Origin of the sequence: Akkermansia sp. (genome assembly GCF_020860705.1) — a bacterium.
GTDB lineage: Bacteria > Verrucomicrobiota > Verrucomicrobiia > Verrucomicrobiales > Akkermansiaceae > Akkermansia.
This window is the reverse complement of the sequence record NZ_JAJBTT010000019.1, coordinates 1-17952: the sequence shown is the minus strand read 5'-3', so window position 1 is coordinate 17952 and position 17952 is coordinate 1. Positions and strand designations below refer to the sequence as shown.

Here is a 17952-nt window from a genome sequence, read left to right as displayed (position 1 = left end):
CTAGTAGATGAACAACATTTCTCTGTACTTGGGGAGAGGCCAAGACTGGTCGTTCACCAGGGTTTCTGCGGCATCGACGCTGGTTCTCAATTGGGACATCGCGGCAAGGATGTCCTCATGGCAGCTCGTGAGCGCCGTTTCCAGGGTATCCAGGTCGGTCACGATGGAATCCAGGGCGTCGCCCAGCTTGTCCGCCAGCTTCCGGAGGGCGGCGGTGCCGTTGGTCTGCTTGGCGTCCAGCGCCCTGGAGAGCGCGGAAACGGTTTGCTTGTATTCATTGCGCAGGGCGGGGAGGATGATGGTGGCCGCCATTTCCCAGGACAGGCGCCCTTCAATGCGGATGCGCCTGTGGTATTCCTCCAGAAAGATCTCAAACCGGGATTCCAGTTCCTTGCGGGAAAACACGCCGTACTTTTCAAACAGGGCCAGGTTCTTTTCATTCACCAGGGTGTGGAGGGCGGTCATCGTGTTTCTCAGGTTGGGGAGGCCGCGGCGTTCCGCTTCCTTCACCCATTCCTCGGAATAGTTGTCTCCGTTGAAGATGATTCTCTTGTGTGCGGAAATCCTGCGCTTGAGCGTTTCCTGGAGCTGGGCCAGGAAGGTCTCCGGAGCGAAGGTGGAAAGTTCTTCCGCCAGGGAATCGAAGGCTTCCGCTACGATGGTGTTCAGGGTCATCATCGGTCCGGCGCAGGACTGGGCGGAGCCTGGGGCCCGGAACTCGAACTTGTTGCCGGTGAAGGCGAACGGGCTGGTGCGGTTGCGGTCCGTGGCGTCACGGGGCAGGATGGGCAGCGTATCCACGCCGATTTTAAGCGTATCGGTGCGTTTGCCGCAGCCGGATTCCCCGTTGATGATGTTCTCGATCACTTCATTGAGCTGGTCGCCCAGGAAAATGGAGATAATGGCGGGCGGCGCCTCGTTCGCGCCCAGGCGGTGGTCGTTCCCCGCGCTGGCTACGGAGTTGCGGAGCAGGTCGCTGTGCTTGTCCACCGCCTCAATGATGGCGGTCAGCACGGTCAGGAAAATGGCGTTCTGCTGCGGGTCCGTGCCGGGATCCAGCAGGTTCTTGTCCCCGTAGGAAATGGACCAGTTGTTATGCTTGCCGGAGCCGTTGACGCCCACGAAGGGCTTTTCATGAAGCAGGCACACCAGCCCGTGCCTGTTGGCCTGCTGGCGCAGGATTTCCATCACCAGCATGTTGTGGTCGACCGCCAGGTTCACGTCCTCAAACAGGGGGGCCAGCTCAAACTGGGCCGGGGCCACCTCATTGTGGCGCGTCTTGGCCGGAATGCCCAGCCTCCAGAGCTCCTTCTCCACATCATTCATGAAATTGAGAATGCGCGGCTTGATGGAGCCGAAGTAGTGGTCCTCCAGCTGCTGGTGCTTGGCGGGCGGCGCGCCGAAGAGGGTGCGGCCCGTCTGGACCAGGTCCGGGCGGTTCAGGTAGAAATTCTTGTCGATCAGGAAATACTCCTGTTCCGGTCCCAGTGTGATGGTCACGTGGGAGTCCGGCTGGCCGAAGCACTTCATGAGCCTCCTGGTGGCGTTGCTCAACGCCTGCCGGGAACGGAGCAGGGGGGTCTTCTTGTCCAGCGCGTCGCCCGTGTAGGAACAATAGGCGGTGGGGATGCACAGCGTGGCCCCGTTGCCGTGGCGCTTGATGAAAGCGGGGCTGGTGGGGTCCCACGCGGTGTAGCCGCGGGCCTCAAACGTGCAGCGCAGTCCGCCGGAAGGGAAGCTGGAAGCGTCCGGTTCGCTCACGATCAGGTTCTTGCCGGAAAAACTCATGATCGGTTCCATGCCCTTGGGCTCCAGGAAGGAGTCATGCTTTTCCGCCGTGGACCCCGTCATGGGCTGGAACCAGTGGGTGTAGTGAGTAGCTCCCCGTTCCAGGGCCCACTGCTTCATGGCGTGGGCCACGTCCGCAGCGATGTCCGCATTCAGCGGCAGGCCGTCCTGGATGGTGGCCAGGAGGGTTTTTGCCGTATCCTTGGGCAGGTACTGCTTCATCACCTCCGTGCTGAAAACGTCGGCGCCGTAATAATCAATGTTGACAGGGGCGCTCTCGCTCATGCCGCTGACGGGCAGGGAAGCGATGGCGCTGATGGCTTGTGTTCTTGTGGAGTCACTCATCATGGTTAACTGTTGTGCCTTTTATGCAGCAAGAAGCGTGCCAACTTTTTCAGATCACCTTCTCCAAGAGGTGCAGGAGAAGTATAAGAACATGAATATCAATATTGTTTGTCGTCTTTAAGAGGAGTATTTCCTGGAAGGGCGGATCATGAAGAAGCTAAAGATGTGTTACAAAAATGTAAAAACAGGTAAAAACTGTACTTACAAAAATGTAAAACAGGTAGGTATCCGAGCCCTTCCCAGTATGTTTCTTGAGCTCATGGAAGGAAAAGGACATCGTGGGAAAAGCCTGTAAAACAGGGCGATGGAAAGTGATGGAGCAGTTTCGATAGCGTTTGAAAAAAAGTTGGCACGCTTTTTGCTGCAATAAAGGCAGCTTAACCCAAACAAGAAACAGCAAACTGATGAATAGCGATCAATTCGAGACAGGCGTCCCTGAGCCGCAGGGATTGTATGACTTTGAACAGGAGAAGGACGCCTGCGGCGTGGGCCTGGTGGCGGACTTGAAGAACGAACCCAGCCACAAAATCATTGAAATGGGGGTTACCGTTCTCAAGAGGCTGATGCACCGCGGTGCGGTGGGAAGCGATCCGGAAACGGGGGACGGAGCGGGCATCATGGTGGCTCTGCCGGATGAGTTTTTCCGCCTGGCCCTTCCCAACCGGCTTCCCTCCAGGGGAAAATACGGAGTCGCCATGATGTTCGGCGGCTGCGGCCATGAGGAGGAACTGGAAGCCGCCGTGACGGAAAACGGCGGTGCAGTAATTGCGTGGAGGCAGGTGCCCGTCAACCGGGACAGCATCGGCAGGAACGCCCAGCTCACCTGCCCCCTGATCCGCCAGCTCTTTATTGACGGCAGCGGCTTTGCAGACCAGGCGGAGTTTGAACGCAAGCTGTTCGTGATGCGCCGGGAAATGGAGAGGCGCGTGGAAGGCTGCTATGTGTGCAGCTGCTCCAGCCGCAGCATCGTGTACAAGGGGCTGTTTCTCGGCACGCAGATTGAAGGTTTTTACGAGGACCTGGCCAGCGAGCATTTCAAATCTCCCCTGGCCCTCGTCCACCAGCGCTACAGCACGAACACCTTCCCCACCTGGAGCCTCGCCCATCCCTTCCGCTACCTGGCCCACAACGGAGAAATCAACACCCTGCGGGGGAACCTGAACCACCTGAAGGTGCGGGAGCCGCATTTGTCCTCCTCCCTGCTGGGGGATGATTTGCAGAAGCTTCTGCCCCTCATTCCCCCCGGCCAGAGCGATTCCGCCTGCCTGGACAACATGGTGGAGCTGCTGGCGGCCGCGGGGCGGGACCTGCGCCACGTCATGCTCATGCTCATGCCGCAGGCCTGGGGCGTCAACTACCATCTGGGGCCGGACGTGCGCGGCTTTTTTGAATACCATTCCGCCATGATGGAGCCGTGGGACGGCCCGACCGCCGTCGTCTTTTCTGACGGCGTCAACGCGGGAGCCATGCTGGACCGTAACGGCCTGCGTCCCGCCCGCTACACGCTGACAACGGATGATATTTTCATCCTGGCCTCGGAAACGGGCGTGGCGGACATTCCCGCGGAGAAAGTGGCCCGCAAGGGGCGCTTGCGCCCCGGAGAGATGATTTACTGTGATCTGGTGAACCATCGGCTGGTGTCCGACGCGGAGACCAAAAATGAAATGGCCCGGCGCATGCCCTACCGCCGCTGGGTGGAAAGGAACAAGATTTCCGTCCGTTCCCTGTTTGACTCCGTCTCCGCTTCCGCGGAAATGCCGGATCTGACCGCCCACCAGCGCCAGTTCGGATTCACGCAGGAGGACGTGGAGCTGATCATACGCCCCATGATGATGAAGGGTACGGAACCTCTCGGCTCCATGGGGAACGACGCCCCGCTGGCCGTCCTTTCCGGGAAGGCTCCGCTTTTGTTCAATTACTTCAAGCAGCTGTTCGCGCAGGTGACCAATCCTCCCATCGACCCCATCCGGGAAGAACTGGTCATGAGCCTGACCACGTACATCGGCAACCATCCCAATATTCTGGAAGAAACGCCGGAACACGCCCGGCTCATCAAGATGGCGCGCCCCGTCATTACGGACGAGGAGCTCAACCGCCTCTGCAACATCCGGCAGGCCGGATTCCCTTCCGCCAGGCTCTCCATCCAGTTCCCGGAAGGCGGGGACGGGAAGGATTTGCGGGAAGCCCTGGACAATCTGGCGGAATCCGCCGTGGGACTTGTCCGGTCCGGTATACGCATCCTGGCGCTGACGGACCGCAACATCGGCGGGGGCTATGTTCCCATCCCCAGCCTGCTGGCGTGTTCCGTGGTGCACCGCGCCCTGGCGGCCGAGGGCCTGCGTTCCGACGTGGGCCTGATCGTGGAAACCGGAGAGGCGAGGGAAACGATGCACTTCGCGCTGCTGCTGGGCTTCGGAGCCACGGCGGTCAACCCGTACCTGGCCCTGGCGACGGTCACTTCCCTGGCTGCGCCGCAGGATTGCCCGCTGGACGTGGTGAAGGCCTCCGGCAACTATATCAATGCCATTGACAAGGGACTGCTCAAGATCATGTCCAAAATGGGCATCTCCACCCTGCGCAGCTACCGCTCCTCCCAGTTGTTCGAGGCCGTGGGGCTGAACCGGGAACTGATTGACGAATTCTTCCCCGGCACGGTCAGCCGCGTGGGCGGCATCGGGCTGGAAGAGATAGCCGCGGAATGCAACCAGCGGAGCGCCCGGGCCGCCGGGGATAAAGGCGGCTTGGACGCCGGGGGCCAGTACAAGTACAAAAAGGGCGGTGAGAACCACCTCTGGAATCCGCAGACGCTCCAGGCCTTCCGCGCCGCCGTGCGCGATAACGACGAACGGAAGTACCGCGAATTCGCGGATTACAGCAACCATCAGGCGCAGCACCTCTGCACCCTGCGCGGGCTGTTTGAATTCGTTCCCGGGGAAGCCGTCCCCGTGGAGGAAGTGGAGAGCGTGGATTCCATCCTGCGCCGCTTCGTCTCCGGGGCCATGTCCCTGGGATCCCTCAGTCCGGAGGCCCATGAGACCATCGCCATCGCGATGAACAAGATCGGGGCGAAAAGCAATTCCGGGGAAGGGGGCGAGGACGAGGCCCGGTACGAGCCCAATGCCAAAGGAGAGGTGCGCTACAGCGCGATCAAGCAGATCGCCAGCGGACGCTTCGGCGTCACGATCAACTACCTGCGCCATGCCTCCGAGCTCCAGATCAAGATGGCCCAGGGGGCCAAGCCCGGCGAGGGCGGCCAGCTCCCGGCCCACAAGGTGGACCCGTACATCGCCCGGCTGCGCCATTCCATGCCGAACGTCAGCCTTATTTCCCCGCCGCCGCACCATGACATTTATTCCATTGAAGACCTGGCCCAGCTGATCTACGACCTCCGGAACTCCAATCCGGACGCCCGCGTCTCCGTCAAGCTCGTTTCCGAGGTGGGCATTGGCGCGGTGGCCGCCGGGGTGGTGAAGGCCCATGCGGACGTGGTCGTGGTCAGCGGTCATGACGGTGGCACGGGCGCCTCCCCGCTCACCAGCGTGAAGCACGCCGGGCTGCCGTGGGAGCTGGGGCTGGCGGAAACGCAGCAGACGCTTGTGCTCAACAAGCTCCGTTCCCGCGTACGGCTCCAGGTGGACGGCCAGCTGCGCACCGGGCGCGACGTAGTGATGGCGGCCCTGCTGGGGGCGGAGGAATTCGGCTTCGGCACTGCCATTCTGATCTCCATCGGTTGCGCGATGCTCCGCAGGTGCCATGAAAACACGTGCCCCGTGGGCGTCGCCACCCAGGACCCGGCCCTGAGGGCCAAGTTCAGCGGCAAGCCGGAATACGTGATCAACTACCTCCGCTTCGTGGCGCAGGAAACGCGGGAAATCCTGGCTTCCCTGGGGCTCCGTTCCCTGGACGAAGCCGTGGGCAGGACGGACCTGCTCTCTGTAAACCGCGCCATTGACTTCTACAAGGCGCAGCATCTGGACTTCTCCTCCATCCTGCATGCGGCGGACGGGGAAGGCCGCAGGTTCGACCCTTCCTTTGAAAGGGAGCCGCTGGACAACTATGACCGCCGCCACCTGCTGCCGAACCTGGGAACCCTGCTGGAGAAAGGGGAAAAGAGCGAACTCTTCCGCGAGATCCGCAACGTGGACCGGACGGTAGGCACGGAACTTTCCGGGGAACTGGTAATGAAATTCGGCCCGCGCGGCCTGGCGGAAGACACGCTTACGGTACACTTCACCGGATGCGCGGGGCAAAGCTTCGGCGCCTTTCTGGCTCCGGGCATCACGTTTGAACTCGTGGGGGAAGCGAACGACTTCGTAGGGAAAGGCCTCTCCGGCGGCAAGATCATCGTGCGGCCTCCGGAAAACATCTCCTTCGCTCCGTCGGACAACGTCATTGCCGGCAACGTCATCGGCTACGGGGCCACATCCGGAAAAATCTTCCTGCACGGGCAGGCCGGGGAACGCTTTGCCATCCGCAACAGCGGCGCCACGATGGTGGTGGAGGGCATTGGCGACCACGGCTGCGAGTACATGACCGGAGGCCGCGTGGCGGTGCTCGGCAAGGTGGGCGTCAATTTCGCCGCGGGGATGACCGGCGGCCTGGCCTACGTGTACGATGCGGACAACAACTTCGATCAGAAATGCAACCTGGGAAGCGTGGATCTGGAAACGGTCATGCCGCACTCCGCCGATGAGGCGGAACTGCTCCAGCTCATTTACGAGCACTACATGGCCACCAGGAGCCGCCGCGCCTGCGACCTGTTAAGCAACTGGCCGGAGGAACGCGGAAAATTCATCAAGGTCTTCCCGGTGGAATACCGCCACGCCCTGGCCATGCATTCCTGAAAGAAGCATTCAGCAGTTTTCTGTTGTTTGGGTAACGCTAGGGGCCTCCGCGGGTGCGGAGGCCCCATCTGTTTTAAAGGGTGAATGCTGCATTTTTTCATCACAGGAATGGCGCCTGACAAACGGGGGCTGTCCCGCCATTGTTGCGGAACAGCCCCCGGAGGAGATACTGGCAGGTAGGGATCAGGCCTTCTTTCTGCGGCGCATCAGCAGGGCCGTGAGGCCCAGAAGGCTCAGCGTGGCCGTGCCGGGTTCCGGTACGGTAAGGCCGGTAAAGGTCAGACTGCCGTTATCGTAGGTAACGCCGTCCCAGATCAGGTTCTGGTTGTTCTGCGTAAGCGTCAGCAGGGCGTCCCAATCAATGTTGTCCGCCAGGGAGGTGCCTTCACCCTGCGTGATCAGCGCGATTGTCAGGGAGGTGGGGTCGAGCTCCAGGTCGCTCCCCAGGTTCAGCGTCAGGCCTCCGGTCAGGTTCAGGGTGGATGTTTCCTGCATGTCGATGAGAGCCGTGTTGAAGCTGGACAGGTTCAGCGTAACGTTATTCAGCGTGGCGGAAGTCGTGCCGGAAAGGGTCAGCACCTGGCCGGTGGAGGCCAATGGGGTTCCGGCCGCGTTGCTGAGAACTACCGTTGAATCCTTGATGGTGGCATTCCCCGTCAGGGAAACGGTGATCTCCTTGGGCGCGGAAATGCTGCCGAGTTCCTGGATGCTTCCCGCCTGGAGCGTAATGGCGTTGGCCAGAGCCTGGCTGCTGGCATTCAGCGTTCCTCCCTGCACCAGGACGGCCCCCTGTCCAAGGGCGGTTGCGGAGCCGGCCTGGAGCGTTCCCTCAACGATGGTGGTGCCTCCGGTATAGGTGTTGTTGCCGGAGAAAACGACCGTGGAACTGTTCTTGTTCACCTTCACGCCCAGTTGGCGGGTGGCGTCCTTGTCTGAAATGACGGAGGAAATGGTAAAACTGTTGGTGCCGCTGGAACCATTGGTGATCAGCAGCTCCCCTTCACCGGTGATCGTTCCTCCCAGATTGGTGGCGTTTCCGTAGTAGGAGCCGGCGATGGTCACTCCCGCCCCGGCTGCATCAATGGTAATATTGGCATTGAAAGGGGTGTCCGCTCCGTAGGCCTTGCAATTGAGCATTTCAAACGTGGAGCCGGCTTTCATCAGCATGTCCGGAGTTCCGCCCAGAATGGTACCTGAGCTTTTGAGGCTCAGTTTGGCGTTCTGACCGATGGTGATGGACTCAAACGTATAGGTAGTATCGCCGGCTGCCAGGTTGACTGTGCCGGCGTCAATAATGAGGTGGGCGATGTCAGAGGCATGGTTGGCATTGATGGTGCCGGTGCCGTTGGTCACCTTGTGGACCGTCAGGGAGCTGTCCGCGTGGGTGATGGGAATCAGGGTTCCTTCCTCAAAGGTGTACTCCACATCCCCGGCGCCCGTAAGGGTAAGGGAGGTGGCTTTGTGCGCCCAGGAGTCATTGGCATTGTAGTTGGCGGCTGCCATGGTCAGGACGCCTCCGAAGGTCCAGTTGGGATTGGTTGCCGTGATGGAGGCGTTGTCCCCTAGGGTGAGAGCGCCGATATAGGTGGAGGCTGTATCACCCGTAATGGTGATGGAGGCCGTGTCACCCAACGTCAGTGCGCCGGACCCGGAAAGGCCTGTCAGGGTGTTGGTTCCGTTCATGATGACGGCTCCGGCCCCGTCCAGGGTGGCTGTTCCGGATATGTTGGAGGATACCGTGAGTGTGGTGCCTTCCGCCGCCCGGAGAATGCCGGGGCCGGACAGGTTCAGGGAGCCACCGGAAATGGACAGGTCTCCGCCGGACACGAGGATGGCGTCCGTACGGCGCGTTTCTCCGTCCGCAATGGTCAGTGCTCCCGGTCCGTTGGTGACGTTGACGGAAGCGTAGGTTCCGGCGCCGTCATTGGCATCCGTCCATGCGGCGTCTCCCAGTTGGGAAGCCGTCCACTCGGAGGACGCGGTTCCGTCCAGCGTAGCGGAAATTTTAACGCCGTCATAGGTATTGACGATCTGGATGCCCGCAATGCACCCGCGGGTGCCTGATCCGGAAGTGTTGCTCGGAGTGCTGATTGTCAGGTTGTTGGAAGTCTGGCCTCCTACGTACAGTGTATTGGTTCCTTCCACTGCTTCCCCATAGGTTCCCGTTGCCCCCCAGGCGGAAGATCCCGCGACAGTGGAGGTTCCGTTCCAGGTGTAGGAAACGCCGTTGATGGTCTTGGCGGAGAAGTTGCCGTTGGCGGTGTCCGTATTGCAATAAACGTAGACGCCGTAGGTCAGGAAATCCAGGCCGCTGACATTGATGGTGATTCCGTTGCCGTCGTCCAGGTACCCCTTGAGCATTTGGCTATCCCCTGTGGAGGGGGTGCCGCCGCCGCGCCAGGTATTTTTACTGGACCACGTGACCGTGGCTCCGGTGGCGTCCCCGTTATTGTTCTTCAGGTCCTGCGCCGTGGATTGGGATGCCCCGCTGAATTGATTCCAGTTGGAGCCGATAACGGGTTCGAGCCCGGCACTGGAAGAATCGGTAATGGTGCCGTTTGATTCATTGGTGCCGAAATTGATGCTGATGCTTTCTCCGGCAGCCTGGGACTGTGAGGCGAATGTCCCGAAGAAGGCCGCAGCCATGAGCCAGGCTGTTAGTTGATGAGGCAAATGAGGTTGCATGAAATTGATGTTATAACAGTTTAAATTATTCAATTTAAATTCAGAAGGGAAGGCCTCCCTTCTACGATACCCGGTTTTTATCGGATTCGGAATCCGAAGTCAACCGGAAAGTTTGGTTTAAAGCGTGTTAGAGAAATTTTGATTAGGGAAAAATGAAGGAATGGCGATTAATAATAAAAATAATTAAATCATAACTGACTGATAGTCTTAATATTTAAATATTAAGCGCGTTGCGGCGGATTCCGAATTCGATGTTGGTGAAAATGGCTCATCGTATTTGATGCCAAAATTGGGGGTGGGGAAGAACGGTTTGGCGGCGCTTTTAAACGGAGACTCTCTATTTTTCCGTTCAGGCCTGGAACGGCTGTAGCGGGGCTGTTTCCAAAACCAAAAAATATTTATAACTAACATATATTAAATGACTTATGTATCTAACGGTAAATGGATTGTGCGGTTTTTTATTTGGATAAAATTGAGAATAAATTTAAAATGGGTTGACGAAGGTAAAATGCGGTAATATTCTCATATAATAATCAGGAAAAAATTGGTTATGTTTATAAAATTAAAATATTTCGTAGGAACAGTGATGCTGGTGCTCCCCTTGTTGGGATCATGGTCTGCAGGCAACGTCATATCCGTCCAGGTGCCGGAACAATTGCCTGAATGCCCGGTGCGGTTTATCCGTGGAACCCTGGTGGCTGGCGACGGCTCCATTTGGGCGGTAGGGGAGAAGGAAAGCGTTTACCGCCTTCAGGTTGGAGATCGGTCGTATGAAAAGTCCTGGCTCAATATGGATTATTATTCCGGTTTTCCTAAAGGGAAGAATTTCACCTGCATTGCGGAAGACAGGCAGGGCCGGATATGGGCGGGCACGGACGACAGCGGCGTGGCCGTCTTCAATGGAAGGGAGTGGAAGACGTATGACCGCAGCAACGCCCTGAATGGCGAGCATGTGTATGCGCTGGCCGTTTCTCCCGTTTCCGGGGAGGTAGCGGTTGCTACGTCCGGCGGCGTATCCATTTACAATCCGGGAAATGATTCCTGGAAAACGCTGGACCGGTCCACGGGACTGGTGGAAGACCAAGTAGCTTCCGCGGGCTTTGATACCAGGGGGAATTTGTGGCTGGCTTATGCGTGCGGTGGCGTATCCTGCTCGCCGCTCAAATCAGGATACATGCAGTGGAAGAACGTGCAGGCGCCCTGGTACTGGGATACCAAGCAGTTTGCCCGGCAGCCGTACCAGTCGTATGGGGACGGACTGCCTTCCAATACCTGCAATGTTCTGGCCTGTACGGAAAAGGACCAGGTGCTGGTAGGCACCTGCTCCGGACTGGCGTACAGCAACGGCATCAGTTCATGGCGTTTTATGCGGGGACGTGATTATGCCCAGAAGAACAATCATCTGTATGGTTCCGCCGTGCGGAAGACCGCCGTTCCGGGAGAGGGGGATTCCAGGATGCTGTCTGAGGATTTCGTATCCTCAATTATTCAGCAGGGAAAACATATTTTCATCGGTTACCGGACACAGGGAGTGGATGTTCTGGATGCCGAAAGGATGACGGTGCGCCGGAGGATAAGGAAGGGGCTGGAAAACACAGATGTATCCTCCCTCCTGGCTCTGGGGGACGGAAGCGTCTGGGCGGCGACGTATGGGCGGGGATTTGTCGGTTTGAACAAGGGGACCCTGTCTTATCAACTGGACAGGAAGCAGCAGGATGGGGAGATTGCATTTCCCTCCCCGGCACAGATGGAAGATCCGGCCATGGTTCTTAATAGGCTGGAAAAGCTGGGGGTGGATGCGCATGCGGGCAAGAGCATTGTGTTCCGTGGGGAGGATTGGACCACGAAAGGAGACTGGTGCGGAAGGTACGGCCTGACGCGCGCCACGCTGTGCGCCACAAACGCCCCGATGAGCAATTCCGAGTTTACGGCCAAGACTGTGTCGTTCCGTACCCTTTCCTCCGTTCCTGGTTATCCCGGGTACAAGGGGGCCTTGTCTTCTTACTGGATTCAGGGATTGATGGGGCTCAACCGCAACAAGGGGGACGCCCTGCGCTGGTGGGTGCACAGCATCAAGGAAAATGATAACCGTAACATTCTTTTCGACCCTACGGATTCCGTGCGGACGGAGGCGGAATGGGACGACCACGGGGAAGCGTACCCGTCCTTTGTGGACGGTCCCGATATCTGGGTCGCTGTGGAAGTGCCGGAAGGCGTTCATGAAGTAGCCCTGTATTTCTACAATCCCAACGGGTATCTTTCCAATGAATCCAGGCGGGATTACGTGGTGGAAGCCAGAAGGCATCCTTCCACCGCCCCCCTCGTGTTCCAGTTTAATATTGAGGGGGATCTTGCGATAGGAGAACGGAACAAGCGGGGGAAGGAGCTGACCGCCGCCATGGAGCAGTGGTATTCATTCCCGGTGGAGGCGCGCACGCGCGTTTCCCGGTTTGCGGGGTCCGGAGTTTATAAAAGATTCATGTGCAGAAAAGGGGGGATTTACTTGTTCCGTGTTTGCCGGAACGGTTCCTTCAATACCATTTTAAACGGCGTATTTGTGAATGAAAGGATCCCATGGGAAATCCGCGTTCCGGAGGAACTGCCCTATTACGTGTCTGGTCAGTTTGCGGGCATTGTTCCCACGCCCGAGAGAGTGAATGGAGCCACGCTGGGGCAGAGGGAAAAAGTCGTGTGCAAGCCCCTGTATGAACTGCAATACACGCGCAAGTACCTGACGCCGGCGGCGTGCAGTCTTCAGAACAGGTATATTCTTTCCCTGTGGCGGCAGGCCCGGGAGAGCCGTGCGGAGGGTGGCTGCCTGGCGGATTGCCTCCAGTGGGAAGCCAAAGTCAGTGACGACCGCGTGAGGGCTTCCTTTGATGAAACCATGAAGCGTGCATGGGACCAGAGCCAGATTTATTACATCGGCAACCGGTCACGGGATTTCATGCCTAATGCCCCGGGCACCGTTCCTTTCTCACTCCGGGAATTGCGCCTCATGGCCAAGCTGCATATCGACTGGCGGCAGTACCGGGACGATGCGAAGACCCCTCCTGAAAAATCTGTTCAGGAAATGAAGGAATTCCTCAAAAAGGAATTGTTAAAACAACAACAAAATAGAAAGCAACAATGAACAAAATTGCCTGTGCAATTATGGTTTCTCTCTCAGGGACTTGCTTCCTGCAGGGGGAAATAGCGCCACCGGAAACGGACTGGAAAGGAGGACGCCTCATTTATGATGGTGTCATCATCAAAAACCAGATCAACCTGCCTCAAAAAGGAATCAAATATCATGATGAGGATCAAATGTCCTATGATATTACAGACACCACCATTGCGATGAGTACCACCCTTTCCAAAAATCCGCAATGCGGCAGGGAATGGTGCTACAAGGGCATCAGCCACATTATTGTTAAATACTGCGGTCCGATTGCCGATCCGGACGACGGAGGAACCCTCTATTTCGATCAATACTACGATCATCACGTCTGGTTCGATAACAAAAAGTATGGGCAATGGGGGATTATGTTCTCCAAAGTCTATATCATCACCCGCATTAAGAATGCCAATATTGAGGATGTCAAAGATTATGGCGTCAGCGGGGAGGACGGCAGCATCTTTTTCCAGTACGTGGAGAAGATGCTGGGTGAATTGTGAGCTGCGTCCGGATTCTCCGTTTCATTGGCGGATGAATGACGCGCTCTCACATGGAAAGAGCCGCTGATGGATGATGCTGGTTTCCGCGGATAAAGATCCTTGTCCGTTGATTCCGGTTATTCAGATGCCGGGGAGCCGCCAATGGCGGCCTCCGGCATCTTTTAAAGAAAACCCTTATACAGTGACTGGCAGAAGGAACTCTTTTCCCTGTCCGGGGTGGAAATCCTGCCCGTCCGGGAGATGGACGTCTTTGCCGAATGCCGGGAGGAATGCCCCGCTTGCGGCACTTCATACGCTGCCGGTAACCACCGCAGGCATCCACATGGACTTTCATTTCCGTGGTTTGCTGGCGAAAGGAGGAAGGCGCACTCCTTCCCAGCCCACCAAAAAGCCGGAGGAGTTTTACGTTCCGCCTGCTTTTGCCTGTTCAGGTTCCGATGGCCAGGGAAAGGTTATGGCAGTTCACCATAAACGGTGCCGTAGGAATCGTCGCCCCCGGAGCCGCTGAGTTTGGCTTTTACTGTATAGGTGGCGCCGTCTTTGACGGCCGGAACGTTCAGGATGTAACGGATGTTTTCCTTTTGGGTTCCACTTTTGCCGGGGTGGGTGTCCCGGGCTATTTCCCTGTTTCCTTCATATAAGGCCACGGATTCTATTTCAACGGCGTTTGCTCCTTTTTCATAGAGCAGGGTGATCGTATACCTGCCGGGGGATTTGATCAGCTTGGAGGCATCCAGGGAAAGTTTCTTGTCGGCTACGCTGTCCGGAGTCCAGCCCCCGAGCCGGGGAGTGTTGAAAAAGTCGGATTTGTCTATTTGATCCACGATGTCTTTGGCATAGTGGATGCCCATCAGGTCCATGCGTTCGCCATATTCCTTTAAACGCTTCTTGAAATCGGGAAAATCCTTCCTGCCAGCGGGAGTCCAGCCCACTTCCGCAAAGGCGCAGGCCCTTGGGAATGCCTGGTAGTGCAGCCGCTCCGGAGTGGCTATCCATTCCGTCCATAGCTGGGCGCCCAACCCCTTGACCTTGGAATGGTACTGTTCCTCCAGGCCAGGGAAGATGGGCTCAAAGCCGTATGCCTTTTGCAGGGGGATGCTGCCGTAGCTGTAGTCAAGGTAGGTGGAACTGTGAAGGGAATTGACGATCTCGTGGCCATCCCTGATGGCGTTTTTGCCCAGGTTGGTGTCGCCTTTCCAGAAATGGATGACGGCGTTTGTGTCCAGCTTGGCGCCGGCTTTGCCTCCGCCGTCCCCATTGACGTCATGGCCGTAAATTTCATTCCATCCCATCATGCGGCGTCCTTTTTTGGCGACGATTCCGGACATGCGGTTGGTGAAGTACATCTGGACGTCCGCATAACTCTTCATGTTGTTCTTTTTCATGAACTTCTCAATTTCCGGAACACCCTTCCACTGCTTGTCATAGCGTACTTCATCCCCGCCGATATGGATGATCTTGCCGGGGAACAGCGCCACGACTTCGTCAAGCACGTCGGAAAGAAAGGCATAAGTCTTTTCAGAGGTAGGGTCAAAAGCCGTGTTTACAATGAAGGTGGTGGGAACCTCCGCGGGTGATTTAAGGCTCAGGAACGGGTAGGCCACGCTGGCGGCGCTGGCGTGGCCCGGCATTTCAATTTCCGGGACGATGGTGATATTGCGCTGCGCCGCATACTGCACGATGTCCCTGATCTGCTTCTGCGTATAAAAGCCTTCATGCGGCTTTCCGTCTGATTTGCCGCTGTTCCAGGTGCCTATTTCCGTTTCCCTGCGTTTGGAGCCGATGGAAGTGAGCCGGGGATATTTTTTAATTTCAATGCGCCAGCCTGCATCGTCCGTCAGGTGCCAGTGGAGCGTGTTCATCTTCAGCAGCGCCATTTGGTCAATGATCTGCTTGATGACTTTTTCTCCAAAGAAATGGCGGCCTTCGTCCACCATCAGGGCGCGCCAGGAAAAACGCGGATAGTCCACCATTTTAAATGGAGTTCCGGAAATGTTCCATTTCACGGAGGATTTGTCCGCCTTCTTGTCGTGGAAGATAACGGGCATCATTTGGATCAGGCTTTGGCCGGCATAAAAAATGCCTTTGGCATGGGCGGCGGAAAGAATAATTCCCTCCGGGGAGGATTGGATGGAATAGGCTTCCTCTCCCCTGGAGGCCAGGGACGGGTCTTTTTTAATGATAATGCAGGTGCCGTTTTTTGGAGCTTCCTGCGGTGTTTTAAGGGGGAGGGGAAGACCGGTCCCTTTGCTGAGCATCTGCTGCAATTGCCTGGCGCGGTTCAGAAAGGGCTTGTCATGCGTGGTTGATACGATGGCGGAGGCTGGGGTGAGCCGGGCCGGGGTCCCTTTTAACAGCGTGATTTCAGCCGGCTTCGGGATGATCTGTTCTTGAGAAAATGCCGCAGGAAGGCAGGCGGAGAAGACGAGGGCGGGAATGAGGAGCTTCATATGTTCAATACCAGGTACAAAGACTGCCGGCACAATCTTTCAGCGGGAATTTGTTTTTCTGGATCTGGGAACTGAATATTGTTTTTTCCATAGGGGTCCCGTCTTCTGGAGGCGTTTTATCCGGCTGCGGGCGGAATATCGGCTTGCAGTAAAAAACGTAGAAGGGGTACAACGTAGAAGGGTTCCATCCGCGTCCGGATGTACCGCCGCAGGAAACTCCCATCCAACTATGGAAAAAGATGAAAACGAACTCTGCAACGGAATTATTGCTGGCAGTCTGCGCGGGCGTGCTGTCATGCACGGGCGCCTGGGGCTCCTCGATGGTTTGCCAGGATCAATCCTACTACTTGAAAACGGCGTGCCCCCATCCCCTTTCTCTGGCCGGACCTGCGGATGAACGGGTTTACCTGCGTTTCCAGACGGGCTGGGCCAGCAAGTACGAGTGCGAGGGCCTGGACCTGTGGGACGGTTCTCTCTGCACGTTCGTTCCTGAGGTTCAATATAAGGAGTGGGTGGGGAAAATATGGTACGGCGTTTCCACGGACCACCGGAACCATGCGGAATTAAAATACCGGCTGGATTACATCAAGGAGCTGGGGAACTGGACGGTCATGCCCTGGTATGAACACAGCTTCGTTTTCCCGGGGGACAAGGGCATTCCGCGTCCGGGGCTGAAGACAACCTATCATTTTTCCGACCGCTGGTTTAGCGGTACGGACCTGTACTGGCAGTACAACAACCATACGTTCCGCGGCTATTATGCCGTGTTTGCAGGAATGCATGAAGACATAGCGGATTGCGTGCGCGTGGACGCCGTGGTGCGTTATGGCTACAATGGAGGATATGTGGGGCCGGTGGTGCATCACGGATCCAACGCTCTGGATTACAATTTGAGCTTTACCTTCCGCGCCACCTCCCGCCTGACCGTGGAATTGTTCACCAATTACAGCCAGGCGCTGACCGTGGTGAAGCAGAGGGACCTGGGGGATGATTTTTATTACGGCATCAACCTGAAATATACCTTCTGACGTCCGGTCCGTTGCGGTGCAGCGGAGATTTCCCGCGCAGGCCGTTCACGGCCGGGCGAACTGGAAATGCATCCAGTCGTAATTCCGCCCACGGCCCAGGGAAAAGGCTCCCTCCCTTTCCACGATGGACCAGAAGGCATCATATTCCGGGCCGGAAAAAGCGGCTTCCGGCGCGCTCATGTACAGGGTGTTGCGTTCGGGGTCCAGGTCCACGGCAATGCCCCACGCGTGCAGGGACGGGCGGGAACCTCCGCGGATGGGCCGGTTATTGAAGCAGCCGCCGTAAACGTCCAGCCGCAGTTCGCGGATGCGTTCCATGCCGTAATGTTCCAGCGTTCGTTGGAAAATCCGGATGAGCGGAGCGGCGATGAAACGGTGGCAGGTGATGGAAGTGAGTTCCGTATCCATGTCCCATGACGGTCTTAATGGATAGGGCAGGGGGATGGTGACCAGGGAGTCCGGGTCTCCCGGCTGCCCGAAGATGGAATGGCTGGAGAGCACTTCCCGTTCCGTGGGCCAGACGGACGCAGCATGCCTGACTCCATGCAGCTGGCTGCCAAGGATGGTGCAGGCAATCACCGGAAGCGCCAGTTTCCGGAAGCTCGGGAATACCCGTCGCTGGGGTTGGTTGGGCATGGTGGTGGGGATGGGTTACTTCCGGTGTAGCAGGTTTGCGGCCCGGTGCAAGACCTTTGCCGGGCCGGAACGTTCTCCGGAGGAAGGGGACCCCTGCTCATGGCTGCCATTCGCAGGCTTTCCGGGGCGGGGCAGGCAGCTATTTCCTGCGGTATCGAACATCAGGGGGTATTTTTTTGTCACAATGGAGTACTATTGCCGCTTTGCCCATGAATTCCGCCTCTCCCCAGCCTCCTCCCCCACCGGATTCCGTCTGGTACGGGTGGATTTTAAGACTGTTCCATCATTGGAAGATAGGGGAAAGGCAGGTCACGTACGTATGGGCCGTGGTCGTGGGGGTGGTAGGGGCCAGCATGTCCCTCTTTTTTGAGAGGATGGTGGAAGTGATCCAATGGTTGCTCACGGGCATCTGGTCGGATTCCCGCGTGGGCACCTTTTCCCAGGTGGAGCCTGAATGGAGGCTGTTCATTCCGGTGGTGGGGGGGCTGGCGGCCGGGTGCATCCTGCTGTTCCTGAAAA

Annotated in this window: 8 protein-coding genes and 1 pseudogene; 5 read left to right on the top strand and 4 right to left on the bottom strand. The window is 57.5% G+C overall.

Annotated elements, in window-relative coordinates:
- Positions 1–2136: a glutamine synthetase III gene (locus LIO64_RS03915; protein WP_290548142.1), complete on the bottom strand. Its 2136-nt coding sequence runs from the start codon at positions 2134–2136 to the stop codon at positions 1–3.
- A 401-nt stretch (positions 2137–2537) separates the two neighbouring features.
- Between LIO64_RS03915 and gltB the strand changes: the two genes are divergently transcribed.
- Positions 2538–6977 carry a glutamate synthase large subunit gene (gene gltB / locus LIO64_RS03910; protein ID WP_290548141.1) on the top strand — a complete coding sequence of 1480 codons (4440 nt, stop codon included), beginning with the start codon at positions 2538–2540 and terminating at the stop codon, positions 6975–6977.
- A 183-nt stretch (positions 6978–7160) separates the two neighbouring features.
- Here the strand turns inward: gltB and LIO64_RS03905 are convergent, their stop codons facing one another.
- On the bottom strand, positions 7161–9623 hold the full coding sequence (locus LIO64_RS03905; RefSeq protein ID WP_290548140.1) for an autotransporter-associated beta strand repeat-containing protein: 2463 nt from the start codon (positions 9621–9623) through the stop codon (positions 7161–7163).
- 589 nt (positions 9624–10212) lie between these two features.
- Here LIO64_RS03905 and LIO64_RS03900 point away from each other — a divergent pair.
- Positions 10213–12795 carry a two-component regulator propeller domain-containing protein gene (locus tag LIO64_RS03900; protein WP_290548139.1) on the top strand — a complete coding sequence of 861 codons (2583 nt, stop codon included), beginning with the start codon at positions 10213–10215 and terminating at the stop codon, positions 12793–12795.
- Positions 12792–13319 carry a hypothetical protein gene (locus LIO64_RS03895; protein WP_290548138.1) on the top strand — a complete coding sequence of 176 codons (528 nt, stop codon included), beginning with the start codon at positions 12792–12794 and terminating at the stop codon, positions 13317–13319. Before LIO64_RS03900 ends, LIO64_RS03895 begins: the two co-directional genes overlap by 4 nt.
- Before the next feature lie 452 nt (positions 13320–13771).
- Here the strand turns inward: LIO64_RS03895 and LIO64_RS03890 are convergent, their stop codons facing one another.
- A complete protein-coding gene (locus tag LIO64_RS03890) occupies positions 13772–15769 on the bottom strand; it encodes a beta-N-acetylhexosaminidase (RefSeq protein ID WP_290548137.1) in 1998 nt (665 codons plus the stop codon).
- A gap of 239 nt (positions 15770–16008) precedes the next feature.
- On the opposite strand from LIO64_RS03890, the gene LIO64_RS03885 reads away from it, so the two are divergent.
- Positions 16009–16797 carry a hypothetical protein gene (locus LIO64_RS03885; RefSeq protein ID WP_290548136.1) on the top strand — a complete coding sequence of 263 codons (789 nt, stop codon included), beginning with the start codon at positions 16009–16011 and terminating at the stop codon, positions 16795–16797.
- 45 nt (positions 16798–16842) lie between these two features.
- Here the strand turns inward: LIO64_RS03885 and LIO64_RS03880 are convergent, their stop codons facing one another.
- Positions 16843–17433, bottom strand: a complete 591-nt coding sequence (locus LIO64_RS03880) for a hypothetical protein (RefSeq protein WP_290548135.1) — start codon at positions 17431–17433, stop codon at positions 16843–16845.
- Positions 17434–17642: 209 nt separating this feature from the next.
- Here LIO64_RS03880 and LIO64_RS03875 point away from each other — a divergent pair.
- Positions 17643–17952, top strand: a pseudogene (locus LIO64_RS03875) (hypothetical protein); the annotation flags it as partial.